We start from the raw sequence: 15048 nt of genomic DNA, 5'->3' as shown, positions 1-15048 counted from the left end.
AAATATGGCATAGCAATATGGCCTGCAACCGGAATTCGGTTGCAGGCCATATTCTTTGTCGTCAGAGGATGTAGAGCATTTCCTGATAGGTGGGGAGCGGCCAGTGGTCGTCCGCAACCATGGTTTCCAGGAGATCCGCAGCGGTGCGAACATCCGCCATGGCCGGCATCAATGCCTCTTGCGCATGCGTGGCAGCTTCGAGCGGCGAGTCGTGGGGAATCACCTTGATCGCCGCGCGCAAAGCGGCAAGTGCTGCCCGAAGAGCGGTCACCGGTTCGGAAACCTCGGTCAGCGGCGCTGAATCCGGTTCGAGGCCGGCAGCCTTCAATGCGACGAAGTTCTGGGCGATCTCGGTCTGATGGCGGACCGCTGCGGGGAGAATAAGCGTCGTGCCGATCTCAACCGCCAGGCGTGCCTCGACGCCGATGCTCAGCGCGTACTGCTCGAGGCCGACCTCGTAGCGGCTGTGCATCTCTCGATGGTTGAAGACGTTGTACTTGTCGAAGAGCTCCAAAGCGGATTCGGAGATGAGTTCGGGCAAAGCGTCCAACGTGGTCCGTAGGTTGGGCAGTCCGCGTGCTTCCGCTTCGATCTGCCAGTTTTCCGAGTAGCCGTCACCGTTGAAGACGACGGCTCCGTGGTTGGTGATGATGTCGGTCAGCAGGTTCTGAACCGCGGTGTCGAAATCGGCACCGTCGGCAACTGCCGTTTCGAGTTCGGTTGCCATGTAGTCGAGAGCTTCGGCCATGATCGTGTTGATGGTCACCATCGGACCGTTGACGGTCTGCATGGACCCCGGAGCACGGAACTCGAACCTGTTGCCGGTGAAGGCAAATGGGCTGGTCCGGTTGCGGTCGCCGGGATCAGTGGGGAGAACGGGGAGCGTGTCGGCACCGATCATCATGGTGCCCTTGTCCTTCGACGACGTCGCAGCACCCTTGGCGATCTGCTCGAACACGTCGGCCAGTTGGTCGCCGAGGAAGATCGAGATGATCGCGGGCGGAGCCTCGTTGGCGCCGAGGCGGTGATCGTTGGTAGCCGACGCCACGGAGGCGCGCAGGAGTCCCGCGTACTTGTGGACGGCGCGGATCACAGCTGCACAGAACACCAGGAACTGAGCATTGTCGTGCGGATTATCGCCTGGGACAAGCAAGCTGCCGAGTTCCGAGTTACCCAACGAGAAGTTGACGTGCTTGCCGGAGCCGTTGACACCGTCGAACGGCTTCTCGTGGAACAGGCACTCCATGCCGTGCTTCTTGGCGACGGTCTTGAACGTGGTCATCAACAGCTGCTGATGGTCGGCGGCGATGTTGCCGCGCTCGAACATCGGCGCGATCTCGAACTGGCCGGGAGCAACCTCGTTGTGACGGGTCTTCGCGGGAATGCCGAGTTTGAACAGTTCGCGTTCGGTATCCATCATGAAGCCGAGGACTCGCTCGGGGATGGCGCCGAAGTAGTGGTCGTCGAACTCCTGGCCCTTGGGTGGCTTGGTGCCGAAGAGCGTGCGGCCGGCATTGAGCAGGTCGGGGCGGGCGAGGAAGAAGTGCCGATCGATCAGGAAGTACTCCTGCTCGGGACCGCAGAAGGACACAATCTGCTCGGGTTCGGTGTGGCCGAACAGCTTCAGGATGCGTTCGGCGTGCACGCCCATCACCTGCTGCGAGCGGAGCAGCGGAGTCTTGTGGTCGAGCGCTTCGCCGGTCATCGATACGAAAACCGTAGGGATGCAGAGGGTATTGCCGTTGGGGTTCTCGAGAACGTATGCCGGGCTGGTGACGTCCCAGCCGGTGTATCCGCGAGCCTCGAACGTGTTGCGCAGGCCGCCGTTGGGGAAGCTCGACGCATCCGGCTCACCCTGGATGAGTGTCTTGCCCGCAAATTCGGCGAGCGCAGACCCGTCGCCGACCGGCTCGAAGAAGCTGTCGTGCTTCTCGGCCGTCAGGCCGGTCAGTGGGTAGAAGACATGCGCGTAGTGGGTGGCGCCCTTCTCGAGTGCCCAGTCCTTCATGGCCGATGCAACGGCGTCTGCAACCGCCGGGTCGAGGGGCTTGCCCTGTTCGATCGTGGCGATCACGGACTTGTAGATCTGCTTGGGCAGGCGCTTCTGCATCACCACTTTGTTGAACACGTTGGCGCCGAACACCTCGCCGGGAGCTTCGTCGCCTGAGAAACTCACGACGGGAGGTGTGTAGGCCTCGACGTCCTTGATCGCTTGCAGACGAACTGCATTTCCACTCATCTACGTACCCCTCGCGCGGCCCAGGGCAGCTTGTTGCGACCCGATTGCCGATCACTTTACGAACCTTCTGTATCGGGAATGTTTCACAGACATTGCGCCTGCCCTCGACTTGTCGGTGGGTTCGGGCAGGATTGCCGAATGTCAGCGATCAGGGTGTTGGTGGGCAGTGCGGTCGAACCGGAAAATCTCGCGGAGGTCATAGGTATCTATCGCGAACTTGTTCGCGAGACCCGCAAGGAGAGCGGCTGCATCAGCTACGAATTGCTGCAGCAAAGCGACAATCCCGGTGAGCTGATGTTGGTGGAGGAATGGGAATCCCAAGCGCACCTGGACGCTCACACGCACACCGATCATTTTGTGCGGTTGGTTGCGGCCCTGGACAGGTTGGAGAAGGCCGCGCCGGCGCTGATTTATTCAAAAGTGTTGTGACGCAGATATTCCCATAGGTATTGATTGCTGTTAGAATCGAATGTACGTTCGAACTGGGGGGTGTTGATGAGCGGCATTGTGGATGCATTGGTCGAAGGACATGCGTCCATTGCGCGCGCCCAGTTCCTCGAAGTTGATGCCGTCACGTCGCTGTACTTCGAGCGGTGTTCCGAGGATGAGAACGTCGGTCGCAATGCCGCGGTGCAGGGTGAATTCGTTCATGTCGAAGTTGCGTTCGTTCTGAGTATCACCGAGTATGCGGCGACGCGGATGATCTCGTTGGGGTGCGATCTGCGCTTGCGGTTGCATCGGGTGTCTGCGGCATTTGCGTCGGGAGAGATTGATCTCGGTAAGGCGACAGCGCTTTCGGATGCGCTGGCCAATGTGTCCGATGATGCACTTGACCTCATTGAACAGTTACTTCTGGACGGCGCCGACAAATGCAGCAGCAGCAGGCTCAAGGCCCGAGCGCGCAGCCTGATCGCACGCCATGATCCGGAAGGTGTGCGCGCTCGGCGGCGGCGCGCGCAGGAAGACCGCGATGTGCGGATCAGTGCAGGCGTTGACGGTATGTCGACGCTCGACGGTGTGCTGCCGGCGGTTGGTGCCCAGATTGTGGCGGCAAAGCTGCAGACGATGTCGCGGCAGGTATGTGCGCGCGATCCTCGAACCTTGGCGCAACGTCGCGCCGACGCCTTGGTAGCGCTGTCGGAGGGGCGGGCGGTTCTCGCCTGTGCATGTGGCACTGATTGTGGGCGGGATGTGGAGCCGGTATCAGCCCCGTCGCAAGCGACAATTCTGGTGGGCGTCAATGTTTCCACGTTGCTCGGTTTTGATGATCTACCGGCTTTTCTGCATGGGTACGGTGCTATCGATGCGGAGTTGGCGCGGGAAATTGCGGCCGATGCTGTGTGGCGGCAAGTGCTGACGCTCTCGGAGAAGGATCGTCATATTCTCTGCCAAAACCTCACGGGAACACATGGTTTCAAGACTGGCGGACCTGTACTCGGAGTGGGTAGGCGGTCGAGCGCACCATTAGTGTCACCTGCCGCCGTTGCAGCGCGGAAGCGGTACCGGGAGGAGCGGACGTATCGACCTTCGGCTGCGCTTGCGCGGACGGTCCGGACCCGCGACGGTACGTGCCGGTTCCCGAATTGTGGTGTGCGGGCCGAGAATTGCGATCTCGATCATACTGTGGCGTTCAATCACGAGAATCCTGACCGCGGTGGGCTCACCACCGAGCAGAACCTGGCGTCCGTGTGCCGCAAGCATCATCGGCTCAAGACCTGGGGGTACTGGACCGTGCGGCAGATCGGAGGCGGGGCACTCGAATGGGTCGCACCGACTGGTTCTCTTGTCGTGACGAAGCCGCGGGGTGCGTTTTGTGATCCCGATGTGCAGTCCGATGAAGTCGAGCGGTTCCGGCTTACCGAAAGTCATGTGGTTGAGCGATTGTTCCGATGCCATGGTCGTGGCGTCGAGGCAGATCTCGAGTTCATGCTCGATTCCACGATGGCGGGATGGCGGCGACGGCGACCACTTGCTCGCGCTGCGATTCCATCCCACGTGGTGAACGAGCCACCACCGTTCTGACCAGAAAGTATGGTGCCCCCGGCAGGATTCGAACCTGCGACCAAGAGATTAGAAGGCTCTTGCTCTATCCCCTGAGCTACGGAGGCGCGGAGACGATATTACCTTCCCCCGTGACGGCGCTCGATCACCCCCGTCTGGAATACGCTCGATAGGAGAAGACGCCGAATGGGAGCTGCAGATGCGGGATGTTCTGTCCGAACTGATGAAGGTGTGGCGAGCCGACGGTACGGCAGGTGTCGGGACAGTGGTGCGGACGTTCCGGTCAGCTCCCCGGATGCCGGGCGCGTCGATGCTGGTGGCCCCTGACGGTTCGGTGACCGGCTCGGTGTCGGGTGGGTGCGTCGAAGGTGCCGTGTATGAAACAGCCACGGAGGTAATCGAATCCGGTGTACCGACCCTCGAAAGGTACGGCGTTGCCGATGACGACGCCTTTGCGGTGGGGCTGACATGCGGCGGCACGATCGAGGTCTTTGTCGAGGCTGTGTCGAGGGAGACGTTCGACAGTCTCGAGAGTGTGGCCGCCGATGTCGAGGAGCATCGCCCGGTAGCGGTGGCAACCGTCATAACTCACTCGGATCCGTCGTGGGTGGGCCGACGCATGGTGATACGACCGGACACCACGGACGGTTCGATCGGATCGGCGCGCGCGGATTCCGCGGTGACCGACGACGCTCGTGGCCTGTTGGCGGCAGGACGTACGGAAGTGCTGACGTACGGACCGGACGGTGAGCGTCGAGGTGAGGGGATGCGGGTTTTTGTCGCGAGCTACGCTCCCCGCGCCCGGATGCTGGTATTCGGCGCCATCGATTTTGCGGCCGCGGTTGCCAAGCAAGGTTCATTTCTCGGGTACCGGGTGACGGTGTGCGACGCCCGCGAGGTTTTTGCGACTCCGTCACGGTTTCCGACAGCCGACGAAGTGGTGATCGACTGGCCGCATCGATACCTGGCAGCACAGGCGGAGGCCGGCGCAATCGACTCACGCACGGTCATCTGCGTGTTGACGCACGATCCGAAATTCGACGTGCCCCTGCTCGAGGTTGCGCTCCGACTACCGGAAGTCGGGTTTGTCGGCGCGATGGGTTCGCGTCGCACACATCAAGACAGGCTCGAACGATTGCGCTCGGCAGGTGTCACCGACCTCGAGTTGGCGAGGCTGGCGAGTCCGATCGGTCTGGACCTCGGCGCGCGAACGCCGGAGGAAACCGCAGTGTCGATCGCGGCGGAGATCATCGCGCTTCGGTGGGGTGGTGAGGGCAAGCCGCTGAGCGGGTTGGCGGGCCCCATTCACCGCAGTTCAGGGGAATCCGAGAGTCGCTGACCTGGGGAAATGCACTACCGCCTGTGGCACCCTTGACTCGCTGTGACGCTCGGCAGAAGCTGAGATGACAGTCGAATGTGGGGTGCATCACATGCAGGTTCCTGGGCCGTTCGAGTACGAGCGGGCAACCGGTATCGACCACGCCATCGGATTGCTGGAGCGACTGGGCGATCAGGCGCGCGTTGTTGCGGGCGGACACAGCCTGCTTCCGATGATGAAGCTGCGACTGGCAAACCCCGAGTATCTGATCGACATCAACGACTTGGCCGAGGAACTTGGCTACATCGCGTTCGGGGACGGACACGTTCGGATCGGCGCGATGGCGCGTCATCGTCAGTTACTCGAATCCGACGACCTTGCCAGCGCCTTCCCGATCTTTCGGGACGCGGAAAAAGTGATCGCCGATCCGGTGGTGCGAAACCGCGGAACCATCGGCGGTTCGTTGTGTCAGGCCGACCCCGCGGAAGACCTCAGCACCGTGTGCTCGGTGTTGGAGGCGACGTGCGTCGTACGTGGTCCTTCGGGAACCCGCGACATTCCGATGGCGGAATTTCATGTCGGTCCCTATGAGACGGCCCTCAGCACAAACGAGATTCTGGTCGAGGTTCGGATTGCGAGCAGGGCCGACAGTTCGAGCGCGTACGCAAAGGTGGAACGGCGCGTGGGGGATTGGGCGATCACGGCTGCGGGTGCATCGGTGTGGATGGAAGGCGGCGCGATTAGGAGAGGACGGCTCGGCCTTACTGCGGTCAATTCCGATCCGCAGGCGCTGGCCGCGATTTCCGAGTATCTGGGTGGCAAGGCGCCGTCCGAGGAGGTCTACCGACGCGCTGGTGAGATGGCCGAGCAGGCCTGCGATCCCGTGACCGATCAGCGCGGAAGTGCCGACTACAAACGCCACCTCGCCGGCGTACTGACCGTCCGCACTCTGCGAACTGCTGTGGCCAGGATTGGGGAAGACTGATATGCGGGTATCGATGACGGTCAACGGTGAGCCGGTGTCGGAAGACGTGGAACCGCGCATGTTGTTGGTGCATTTCCTGCGAGACCAACTGCAGCTCACAGGAACTCACTGGGGATGTGACACCAGCAATTGTGGGACCTGCGTGGTGACGGTGGACGGGGAACCGGTGAAGTCGTGCACCATGCTCGCGGTTATGGCCGACGGTCACGAGATCGGAACCGTCGAAGGTCTTGAACGAGATGGTGTGCTCGACCCCATTCAAGAGGGTTTCATGCACTGCCACGGATTGCAGTGCGGTTTTTGCACTCCCGGGATGATGATCACCGCGCGAGCGCTCCTTGATCGCGATCCTGACCCTGACGAACTGACAATCAGGGAAGCGATTTCCGGTCAGATCTGCCGCTGCACGGGATACACGACGATCGTGCGCTCAGTGCAGTGGGCAGCGGCGCATCCGGTAGGAGGTGCGTCATGACCAGCGTGGACTCGGCGCCTGAGTTGGAGGTCAACGACGGAAAGCCGTGCGGGCATGGGCGAATGCTCCGCAAGGAAGATCCCCGCTTCATTCGAGGTCAGGGTCACTACGTCGACGACGTGCAACTGCCTGGCATGCTGCATCTCGCAATTCTGCGTGCGCCGGTGGCACATGCTCGGCTGGTGAGCATCGATACCACTGCGGCGCAGGAACATCCGAAGGTGAAGGCGGTGGTGACGGGAGCGGATCTGGCCGCGCAAGGTCTTGCGTGGATGCCGACGCTGTCCAGCGACGTGCAGGCGGTACTGGTTACAGACAAAGTGCGCTTTCAAGGGCAGGAGGTCGCATTTGTGGTGGCCGAGGATCGGTACTCGGCGCGGGACGCCTTGGAGCTGATCGAAGTCGAATACGACATCCTCGATCCGGTGATCGACGTGCGTACTGCATTGTCGCCGGACGCACCGGTGATCCGCACCGATCTCGACGGCAAGACGGACAATCACTGCTTCGACTGGGAAACCGGTGACAAAGCTGCCACCGACGCGGTGTTTGCCGCAGCCGATGTTGTGACAAAACAGGAAATCGTCTACCCGCGTGTACACCCGGCTCCGATGGAAACCTGTGGGGCAGTTGCCGATTACGATCGTGTCTCCGGGAAGCTGACCCTGTGGTCCACCAGTCAGGCGCCGCACGCGCATCGCACTCTCTACGCTCTGGTGGCAGGTTTACCCGAGCACAAGATCCGGGTAATTTCCCCGGATATCGGGGGCGGGTTCGGAAACAAGGTGCCGATCTATCCGGGGTATGTGTGCGCGATAGTCGCTTCACTCGTGACCGGGAAACCAGTCAAGTGGATGGAAGATCGTAGCGAAAACCTCACCAGCACAGGATTTGCCCGCGACTACATCATGCTCGGGGAGATCGCGGCAACCAAGGAAGGCAAGATCCAGGCCATCCGTACTCATGTGCTGGCCGACCACGGGGCATTCAACGGAACGGCGGCGCCCACCAAATACCCGGCCGGTTTCTTCGGCGTCTTCACCGGCAGCTACGACCTCGAGGCTGCATACTGCGCAATGACGGCGGTGTACACGAACAAGGCTCCGGGCGGAGTTGCCTACGCGTGCTCCTTCCGGATCACCGAGGCGGTCTACTTGGTGGAACGGTTGGTCGACTGCCTGGCGTTCGACCTGGACATGGACCCCGCGGAACTGCGATTGAAGAACCTGTTGACGCCAGACCAGTTTCCGTACACGAGTAAGACCGGCTGGAAATATGATTCGGGCGACTATGCGACAACCATGCGCAAAGCGATGGACATGATCGGCTATGACGCCCTACGACGCGAGCAAGCCGAGAAGCACTCGCGCGGCGAATTGATGGGCATCGGCATGTCATTCTTCACCGAGGCCGTCGGAGCGGGTCCACGCAAGAACATGGACATCCTCGGGCTGGGAATGGCCGACGGTTGCGAATTGCGAATACACCCCACCGGTAAAGCGGTAGTGAGGATTTCGGTTCAGACACAAGGGCAAGGGCACGAAACGACGTTTGCTCAGATCGTGGCTGAAGAGCTTGGGATTCCGCCGGACGATATCGACGTCGTGCACGGCGATACCGACAACACTCCATTCGGGCTAGGTACCTACGGCAGTCGATCAACGCCGGTTTCCGGTGCCGCCGCTGCGCTGGTTGCACGCAAAGTGCGCGACAAGGCCAAGATCATCGCGTCGGGGATGCTCGAGGTGTCCGTCGCGGACCTCGAATGGGAGAAGGGGTCCTTTCATGTGAAAGGCGATCCGTCGGCAGCGGTCACCATCGCGGACATTGCGATGCGGGCACACGGTGCCGCCGATCTGCCCGAGGGGATCGAAGGCGGTCTCGAAGCTCAAATCTGTTACAACCCCGAGAATCTCACCTATCCCTATGGTGCCTACTTCTGTGTGGTCGACATCGACCCGGGTACCGCGCAGGTGACTGTTCGCAGATTCCTCGCGGTGGACGACTGCGGAACCCGGATCAATCCGATGATCATCGAGGGCCAGGTGCACGGCGGTATCGTCGACGGTATCGGCATGGCGTTGATGGAGATCATCAGCTTCGACGAGGACGGCAACTGCCTCGGCGGCTCCCTCATGGACTACCTCATCCCGACAGCGATGGAAGTACCCAACCTCGAAACCGGGTTCACCGTGACCCCGTCGCCCCACCATCCCATCGGTGCCAAGGGAATTGGGGAAAGCGCAACCGTCGGCTCGCCGCCGGCCATCGTGAATGCGGTGGTCGACGCGTTGAAGCCCTTCGGGATTCGGCACGCGGACATGCCGTTGACACCGTCGCGGGTGTGGGAAGCGATGAATGGTCGAGGTAGGCCACCTATCTGAGAAAGGCTGGATCTGAGAAAGGGTTGGGCAATGAACGGCACCACTCACGACGTGCGATTGCGCGCCGAGCAATTGATCGGTGAGCGGCGCCCCTTTGTGACCGCAACCGTCGTCCGGGCCCAGCAACCCACGTCGGCGCATCCCGGAGATACGGCAATAGTGTTCTCGGACGGAACAATCGAAGGATTTGTCGGCGGGCAATGTGCTCAGAATTCGGTACGCGAAGCAGCCAGAGGTGCTTTGGACAGCGGTGAAAGTGTGCTGCTGCGAGTACTTCCCGATGGAGCGCCGCCATTTCCGAAAACCAGCGGTGCCGACGTGGTGGTCAACCCGTGTCTGTCCGGTGGCGCGATGGAAATATTCTTGGAACCCACGCTGCCGGCACATGTGCTGTCTCTGTACGGCGATACCCCGATCGCGGATGCGGTGGTCGAGTTTGCCCGTGTGCTTGACCTCGACGTTGTGCGGAGTTCTGCGGCGGAAGCCGTGACTGACGATGCAACAGCCGTGATTATCGCAAGCCTCGGCGGCGAAGAGGCACTGACGATCCGCGCTGCGCTCGATGCCGGAGTGCAGTACATCGGCCTGGTCGCAAGCCGAGTGCGGGGCGCCGCGGTGCTCGAACAACTGGAGTTGACGGATTCGGAGCGAGCGCGAGTTCACACCCCGGTCGGGATGTACATCGGCGCCAAAACGCCAGCAGAGATCGCACTTTCCATCGTTGTCGACGTGGTCCGCGCCATCCGTCTCGATGGTGTGAGTGTTGCGCGGAATGACCCGGTGGCGAAGACGGCCCTCGATCCGATCTGTGGAATGACTGTCACCATCACTGCGGACACACCACATCTCGAGGATGACGGCGTCGACGTGTGGTTCTGTTCACCGGGTTGTCGGCATAAGTACGAGAAGACATGAGCGGCGAATTCACCGATGTTGCGGAGTTGATCCGCCGCTTCGACGCATATGACTATCTCTTGGATGTGGGCACGGCAACGGCGTTGTATCTTGCTCTGGAACTGGGGCGGCCACTGCTGCTGGAAGGTGAGCCGGGAGTGGGGAAGACCACTGCGGCAAAGGCTTTGGCGCTCTCGCTCGATGCGCCGTTGATCAGGTTGCAGTGCTACGAAGGGCTCAGCGCCAACGAAGCTCTCTACGACTGGAACTACCAACGTCAGCTGCTGGCGATCAAACTGTCCGAAGCGCGTGGGGATGCGCTCGACGAAGCCGATCTGTTTACCGAGGAGTTCCTGCAGGAACGCCCGATTCTGCGATGTGTGCGGCACCGCGGGCCGGCAGCTCCTGTGCTGCTCGTCGACGAAATCGACCGTGCGGACGACGAATTCGAGGCGTTGCTCCTCGAGTTTCTGGGTGAATCGGCCGTCACGGTTCCCGAACTGGGTACGTTCACAGCCATGCGCCCTCCGGTAGTGGTCTTGACGTCGAACCGCAGCCGCGATCTCCATGACGCGCTCCGGCGGCGTTGCCTTTACCACTGGATCGACTATCCCGAGCCGGAGCGTGCGGTTGCGATCGTACGACGCATGGTGCCGTCGGCGAATCTGGCATTGATCGAGCACGCCACCGCGTTTGTCGGACAGATTCGAGGTGCCGATCTCGACAAGGCGCCGGGCGTCGCCGAAACCATCGACTGGGTGTCGGCTCTCGTGACTTTGGGGGTGGCTGATCTGGTTCGGGAGGACGTCGTTGTCAGCCTGGGTGCATTGGCAAAAACTCCGGACGATCGCGCGGTACTGCGCGGCGAGTTGATGAAAGGGCCACCATGAAGATCGCACACGAGTTCACCGTCACCGCACCCGTCGAGGAGGCATGGAGAACCCTCACCGACCTCGAAGGAATCGCGCCGCTCCTGCCAGGCGCGCAGATGACCGGACGCGAGGGAGACGATTTCCTGGGCACCGTGACAGTCAAAGTAGGCCCGGTGCTCAGCGAATTTGCCGGCCGCGCAACATTCGTGGAGAGGGACGAAAAAACACACAAGGCTGTGATCAATGCCCGTGGCCGTGACAAGCGCGGATCCGGAAATGCGAGCGCCACCATCACCGCGCAGCTACATCCCGAAGGAGCGCAGACACGAGTGAGTGTGGACACCGATGTGAAGATCGTCGGAAAACTGGCGCAGTTCGGCAGTTCCATGATCACGCAGGTATCGGAGAAGTTGATGGGGGAGTTCGCGGAATCGTTGGAAGAGAAACTAGCCGGACCGGCACAAGCTGTGGAAACACCGAATGCCGAACCTCTCGACTTAGTCGAACTTGCCGGCGGGTCCGTCGCGAAACGTGCTCTGCCACTTCTTGTTGCGGTGGCCGCGGCGATCGTCGTGTTTGTGCTGCTGCGTCGCCGAAGCAGATGATTCCTGACGCGGGCGCGACTTTATTGCGCGGTGTGGATGTTGCTGCCTTCGCGACCGCCTTGGTCGACCTGTTGCGTCGGCACGGAGTTGGAGTGTCGGCCGTCGGGGCCGCGAACTTCAGTGAAGCCGTGCATGTCCACTCGCCACGCACCCGGACACAGTTGTACTGGACCGCGCGGATAACTCTGATCAACCGTCAGGAAGATCTCGAGATTTTCGACGCGCAGTTCGAGCGAGTTTTTGTCGGTGCGACTCTGGGCCTGGACCCGATTGCGCGGCGGGTAGGCAGTGACCGCACGGTCGGCGACGCGACTCTTCCTGTTGCTGGTGTTTCTAGTGGGGGCGCGGACATCATCGACGTGCCGTGGATCGGGCGTGCGACGTCGAGTGGGCGAGAAGCCGTGCCGGACCAGGTTCGGCCGGGTCTACTACTCCCGAGCGCCCTTGCCGGGAAATCCGAGGAGCCTTTTGCTCAGTTGAGCCCGAGCGATCTTGCACTCCTCGGGCAGTGGATCGAACAAGCGGAGTCGGACTGGCCACGGCGCCGCCGGAGAAGACGCAGACTCGGCCGGCGCGGAACCGTCGACCTGCGCGCAAGTATGAGTATCGCGAGGCGCACCGGATTCGAATTTGTTCGCCTCGCCCGTGCCCGCCCACAGCAGCGGCCCCGCACGATTGTGGTGCTGTGCGACGTCAGTCGCTCGATGCACGGATACGCGGACATGTACTTGCATTTGATGCGAGTCGCCGCCCGGCGCGGCGACGCCGAAGTTTTTGCATTCTCGACCACGTTGACCCGGCTCACTCCGATCCTGGCGCATCGCAGCGCCGACGCGGCCATCGCCGAAGCCAATAATCGAGTTGTCGATCGGTACGGCGGCACCCACATCGGAACATCTGTTGCGTCACTGCTCGCCTCACATCACGGACACACCTTGAGAGGGGCCGTAGTCGTCATCGCCTCCGACGGTTGGGATAGTGACGATCCCGACATTCTTGTGCGCGCTCTGGCCCGAGTCCGGCGCCGCGCCCACCGGGTCGTGTGGCTCAATCCGCGTGCAGGTGCGACCGGGTTCGAACCCCTGACCGGTTCCATGGCAGCGGCCTTGCCCTACTGCGACACCGTGCTCCCGGCTGATCGATTGACCGCTCTGCGGGCCTTGTTCACGACCATCTCCGACGCACAGTAGTAGGTGGATTGTCGTCGACGATCCCATAGGTCCTACCCTGGTAGCTATGGCTACACCCGACCTTGCGCAGACGCAGTCCCCTCCACAAACGAGCGTCCGCGCTTCTTCGACCGCAATCTTTGTGGTCTGTGGACTGATTGCCGGGATGGTCGCAGCTCTCGTCGTCGGGTTTTCCGCATCTCAGGCGTTGACCCTGCTCGGCATTCCCGACCCCGGCGCGATCACGACATATGGGCTGCCCGCAGTTCGCGCTGTTGCCGAGGTTGCCGCTGTCATCGCGATCGGCTCCCTTCTGTTAGCGGCGTTTTTCGTGCCACCACAAAAGTCCGGTGTGCTCGACGTCGACGGCTATCGTGCGGTCCGGACGGCATCGCACGCCGCGATCGTGTGGGCGGCATGTTCGCTGGTGCTGATTCCGCTGACGCTCTCCGATACGTCGGGTCAGCCGTTCTCCGAAGCGATCAAACCGGCAAATCTGTGGTCCGGGCTCGATCAGGTGGAAATCGCCGGTGCCTGGCGCTGGACGGCCGTCATAGCTGTGGTCCTGGCAATTCTGGCTCGGCTGACACTGCGCTGGTGGTGGACGCCGTTGCTGCTGGTGGTCGGCCTGCTCGGCCTTATGCCCCTCGCTCTCACCGGCCACTCGTCGTCGGGGGGCTCGCACGACATTGCTACCAACAGCCTGATCTTGCACCTCGTTGCGGCGTCGCTGTGGGCTGGTGGATTGTTTGCGCTCCTGGCTCACGCTCGCCGTGGCGGTGACCACACGGACGTCGCTGCTCAGCGCTTTTCGACGGTCGCCACCATTTGTTTTGTCGTCATGGGTTTCAGTGGTGTCATCAACGCGATTGTGCGTCTCCCACTCGACGACCTGTTCACGACGACGTACGGTCGCCTGATCGTCGCGAAGATCGTTGCGCTGATCGTCCTCGGATTCTTCGGGTGGTTGCAGCGCAGTCGCGCGTTGCCTGCGCTCGCCGAGAACCCGAACTCCCGCTCGGCGCTGATCCGTTTTGCCGGCGGCGAAGGCATCATCTTTGCTGCCACCATCGGGCTGGCAATCGGCCTAGGCCGCACACCGCCGCCTCCGCCGACGAGCATCCCGACCATTCCCGAGGTCGAACTCGGCTACAACCTGCCGGACCCGCCGTCGTTCATGGCATTCGTGACCGAGTGGCGTTTCGATTTGATGTTCGGCACAGCCGCGATCGTCGCTGCGGTTCTGTATTTCCTCGGCCTGCGCAAGCTGTCGAAGCGTGGCGATTCCTGGCCCGTCGGCCGAACCATCTCCTGGATGATCGGATGCGCGGTACTGCTGATCGCGACCTCGTCGGGCGTGGGCAAATACGCGACCGCGGTGTTCAGCGTTCACATGGCCGGACACATGGCGCTGTCGATGCTGGCGCCCGTTCTGCTGGTTTTGGGCGCGCCCATCACGTTGGCGTTGCGCGCTCTCGAACCCGCGGGCAAGGACGGTGTACCCGGCATTCGTGAGTGGATTCTCGTTGCCCTGCACAGTCCGTTCTCGCGATTCATCACTCACCCGATTGTTGCTGCGGTTCTCTTTGTCGGCGGCTTCTACGTGCTCTACCTCGGCGGTATCTACGGAGCCACGGTCGATTCCCACAGCGCGCACCTGCTGATGAACCTGCACTTCATTCTCAGCGGCTATCTCTTCTACTGGGTGGCGATCGGAGTCGACCCGTCGCCGCGCCAACTCCAACCCGTGACCAAACTGGCCATGGTCTTCGGCTCGCTCCCGTTCCATGCGTTCTTCGGTATCGCCTTGATGAGTACCACCACGATCATGGGCGGCGAGTTCTTCCGTTCACTTGGCTTGGGCTGGAACGACGATCTTCTCGGCGATCAGAAATTGGGCGGCAGTATCGCCTGGGCTACGGGTGAGATCCCGCTGATGGTGGTCATGCTCGCCCTGCTGGTGCAGTGGTCACGCTCCGACCGGAAAACGGCCGTGCGAACGGACCGCGCAGCCGAACGCGATCACGACGCAGACCTGGCCGCGCACAATGCGATGTTTGCCGAACTTGCCAGGCGCGACCGTGAGGGCTGGGACCCGCGCTGATC

Annotated in this window: 12 protein-coding genes and 1 tRNA gene; 11 read left to right on the top strand and 2 right to left on the bottom strand. The window is 61.8% G+C overall.

Translation table 11 applies throughout. The features are described 5' to 3' along the window. Positions 1-61 precede the first annotated feature (61 nt). On the bottom strand, positions 62-2239 hold the full coding sequence (locus KYT97_RS26395) for a glutamine synthetase III family protein (protein WP_092808728.1): 2178 nt from the start codon (positions 2237-2239) through the stop codon (positions 62-64). 138 nt (positions 2240-2377) lie between these two features. Between KYT97_RS26395 and KYT97_RS26390 the strand changes: the two genes are divergently transcribed. Together KYT97_RS26390 and KYT97_RS26385 are read left to right on the top strand one after the other, a co-directional pair. Further along, positions 2378-2668, top strand: a complete 291-nt coding sequence (locus tag KYT97_RS26390) for a putative quinol monooxygenase (protein WP_141486159.1) — start codon at positions 2378-2380, stop codon at positions 2666-2668. A gap of 66 nt (positions 2669-2734) precedes the next feature. Next, the gene (locus tag KYT97_RS26385) at positions 2735-4261 is read left to right on the top strand and encodes an HNH endonuclease signature motif containing protein (protein ID WP_219111076.1); all 1527 of its coding nucleotides are present in this window, start codon (positions 2735-2737) and stop codon (positions 4259-4261) included. 10 nt (positions 4262-4271) lie between these two features. Here the strand turns inward: KYT97_RS26385 and KYT97_RS26380 are convergent. Further along, positions 4272-4347: transfer RNA gene (locus KYT97_RS26380), tRNA-Arg, on the bottom strand. Positions 4348-4439: 92 nt separating this feature from the next. On the opposite strand from KYT97_RS26380, the gene KYT97_RS26375 reads away from it, so the two are divergent. The 9 genes from KYT97_RS26375 (at position 4440) to KYT97_RS26335 (ending at position 15046) form a co-directional block, all read left to right on the top strand. Beyond that, complete coding sequence (locus KYT97_RS26375) at positions 4440-5579, top strand: XdhC family protein (RefSeq protein ID WP_219111073.1); 1140 nt, start codon at positions 4440-4442, stop codon at positions 5577-5579. A gap of 91 nt (positions 5580-5670) precedes the next feature. After that, positions 5671-6543, top strand: a complete 873-nt coding sequence (locus KYT97_RS26370) for an FAD binding domain-containing protein (protein WP_219111069.1) — start codon at positions 5671-5673, stop codon at positions 6541-6543. Between the two features lies 1 nt (position 6544). Beyond that, complete coding sequence (locus tag KYT97_RS26365; RefSeq protein ID WP_092808723.1) at positions 6545-7018, top strand: (2Fe-2S)-binding protein; 474 nt, start codon at positions 6545-6547, stop codon at positions 7016-7018. After that, positions 7015-9402, top strand: coding sequence for an aerobic carbon-monoxide dehydrogenase large subunit (locus tag KYT97_RS26360; RefSeq protein WP_116102823.1), 2388 nt, complete (start codon positions 7015-7017; stop codon positions 9400-9402). The genes KYT97_RS26365 and KYT97_RS26360 overlap by 4 nt, the downstream gene beginning before the upstream one ends. A gap of 30 nt (positions 9403-9432) precedes the next feature. Next, positions 9433-10317 carry an XdhC family protein gene (locus KYT97_RS26355; RefSeq protein ID WP_219111066.1) on the top strand — a complete coding sequence of 295 codons (885 nt, stop codon included), beginning with the start codon at positions 9433-9435 and terminating at the stop codon, positions 10315-10317. Continuing rightward, positions 10314-11186 carry an AAA family ATPase gene (locus KYT97_RS26350; protein ID WP_219111064.1) on the top strand — a complete coding sequence of 291 codons (873 nt, stop codon included), beginning with the start codon at positions 10314-10316 and terminating at the stop codon, positions 11184-11186. Before KYT97_RS26355 ends, KYT97_RS26350 begins: the two co-directional genes overlap by 4 nt. Then, on the top strand, positions 11183-11773 hold the full coding sequence (locus KYT97_RS26345; protein WP_116102826.1) for an SRPBCC family protein: 591 nt from the start codon (positions 11183-11185) through the stop codon (positions 11771-11773). The genes KYT97_RS26350 and KYT97_RS26345 overlap by 4 nt, the downstream gene beginning before the upstream one ends. Beyond that, the gene (locus tag KYT97_RS26340) at positions 11770-12963 is read left to right on the top strand and encodes a vWA domain-containing protein (protein ID WP_045066919.1); all 1194 of its coding nucleotides are present in this window, start codon (positions 11770-11772) and stop codon (positions 12961-12963) included. Before KYT97_RS26345 ends, KYT97_RS26340 begins: the two co-directional genes overlap by 4 nt. 46 nt (positions 12964-13009) lie before the next feature. Beyond that, positions 13010-15046, top strand: coding sequence for a bifunctional copper resistance protein CopD/cytochrome c oxidase assembly protein (locus KYT97_RS26335; protein WP_045066920.1), 2037 nt, complete (start codon positions 13010-13012; stop codon positions 15044-15046). Positions 15047-15048 lie beyond the last annotated feature (2 nt).

Origin of the sequence: Rhodococcus globerulus, assembly GCF_019334125.1 — a bacterium.
GTDB classification, from domain to species: Bacteria; Actinomycetota; Actinomycetes; order Mycobacteriales; family Mycobacteriaceae; genus Rhodococcus_F; species Rhodococcus_F globerula.
The sequence above is the reverse complement of the archived record's forward strand: the minus strand, read 5'-3'. Positions and strand labels throughout refer to the sequence as shown.

What these genes read in the sequence shown, in the direction of transcription:
- KYT97_RS26335 (WP_045066920.1), top strand. Translation starts at nt 13,010, where the DNA reads ATGGCTACACCCGACCTTGCGCAGACGCAGTCCCCTCCACAAACGAGC.
- KYT97_RS26355 (WP_219111066.1), top strand. Translation starts at nt 9,433, where the DNA reads ATGAACGGCACCACTCACGACGTGCGATTGCGCGCCGAGCAATTGATC.
- KYT97_RS26390 (WP_141486159.1), top strand. Translation starts at nt 2,378, where the DNA reads ATGTCAGCGATCAGGGTGTTGGTGGGCAGTGCGGTCGAACCGGAAAAT.
- KYT97_RS26340 (WP_045066919.1), top strand. Translation starts at nt 11,770, where the DNA reads ATGATTCCTGACGCGGGCGCGACTTTATTGCGCGGTGTGGATGTTGCT.
- KYT97_RS26370 (WP_219111069.1), top strand. Translation starts at nt 5,671, where the DNA reads ATGCAGGTTCCTGGGCCGTTCGAGTACGAGCGGGCAACCGGTATCGAC.
- KYT97_RS26360 (WP_116102823.1), top strand. Translation starts at nt 7,015, where the DNA reads ATGACCAGCGTGGACTCGGCGCCTGAGTTGGAGGTCAACGACGGAAAG.
- KYT97_RS26365 (WP_092808723.1), top strand. Translation starts at nt 6,545, where the DNA reads ATGCGGGTATCGATGACGGTCAACGGTGAGCCGGTGTCGGAAGACGTG.
- KYT97_RS26395 (WP_092808728.1), bottom strand. Translation starts at nt 2,239, where the DNA reads ATGAGTGGAAATGCAGTTCGTCTGCAAGCGATCAAGGACGTCGAGGCC.
- KYT97_RS26385 (WP_219111076.1), top strand. Translation starts at nt 2,735, where the DNA reads ATGAGCGGCATTGTGGATGCATTGGTCGAAGGACATGCGTCCATTGCG.
- KYT97_RS26345 (WP_116102826.1), top strand. Translation starts at nt 11,183, where the DNA reads ATGAAGATCGCACACGAGTTCACCGTCACCGCACCCGTCGAGGAGGCA.
- KYT97_RS26350 (WP_219111064.1), top strand. Translation starts at nt 10,314, where the DNA reads ATGAGCGGCGAATTCACCGATGTTGCGGAGTTGATCCGCCGCTTCGAC.
- KYT97_RS26375 (WP_219111073.1), top strand. Translation starts at nt 4,440, where the DNA reads ATGCGGGATGTTCTGTCCGAACTGATGAAGGTGTGGCGAGCCGACGGT.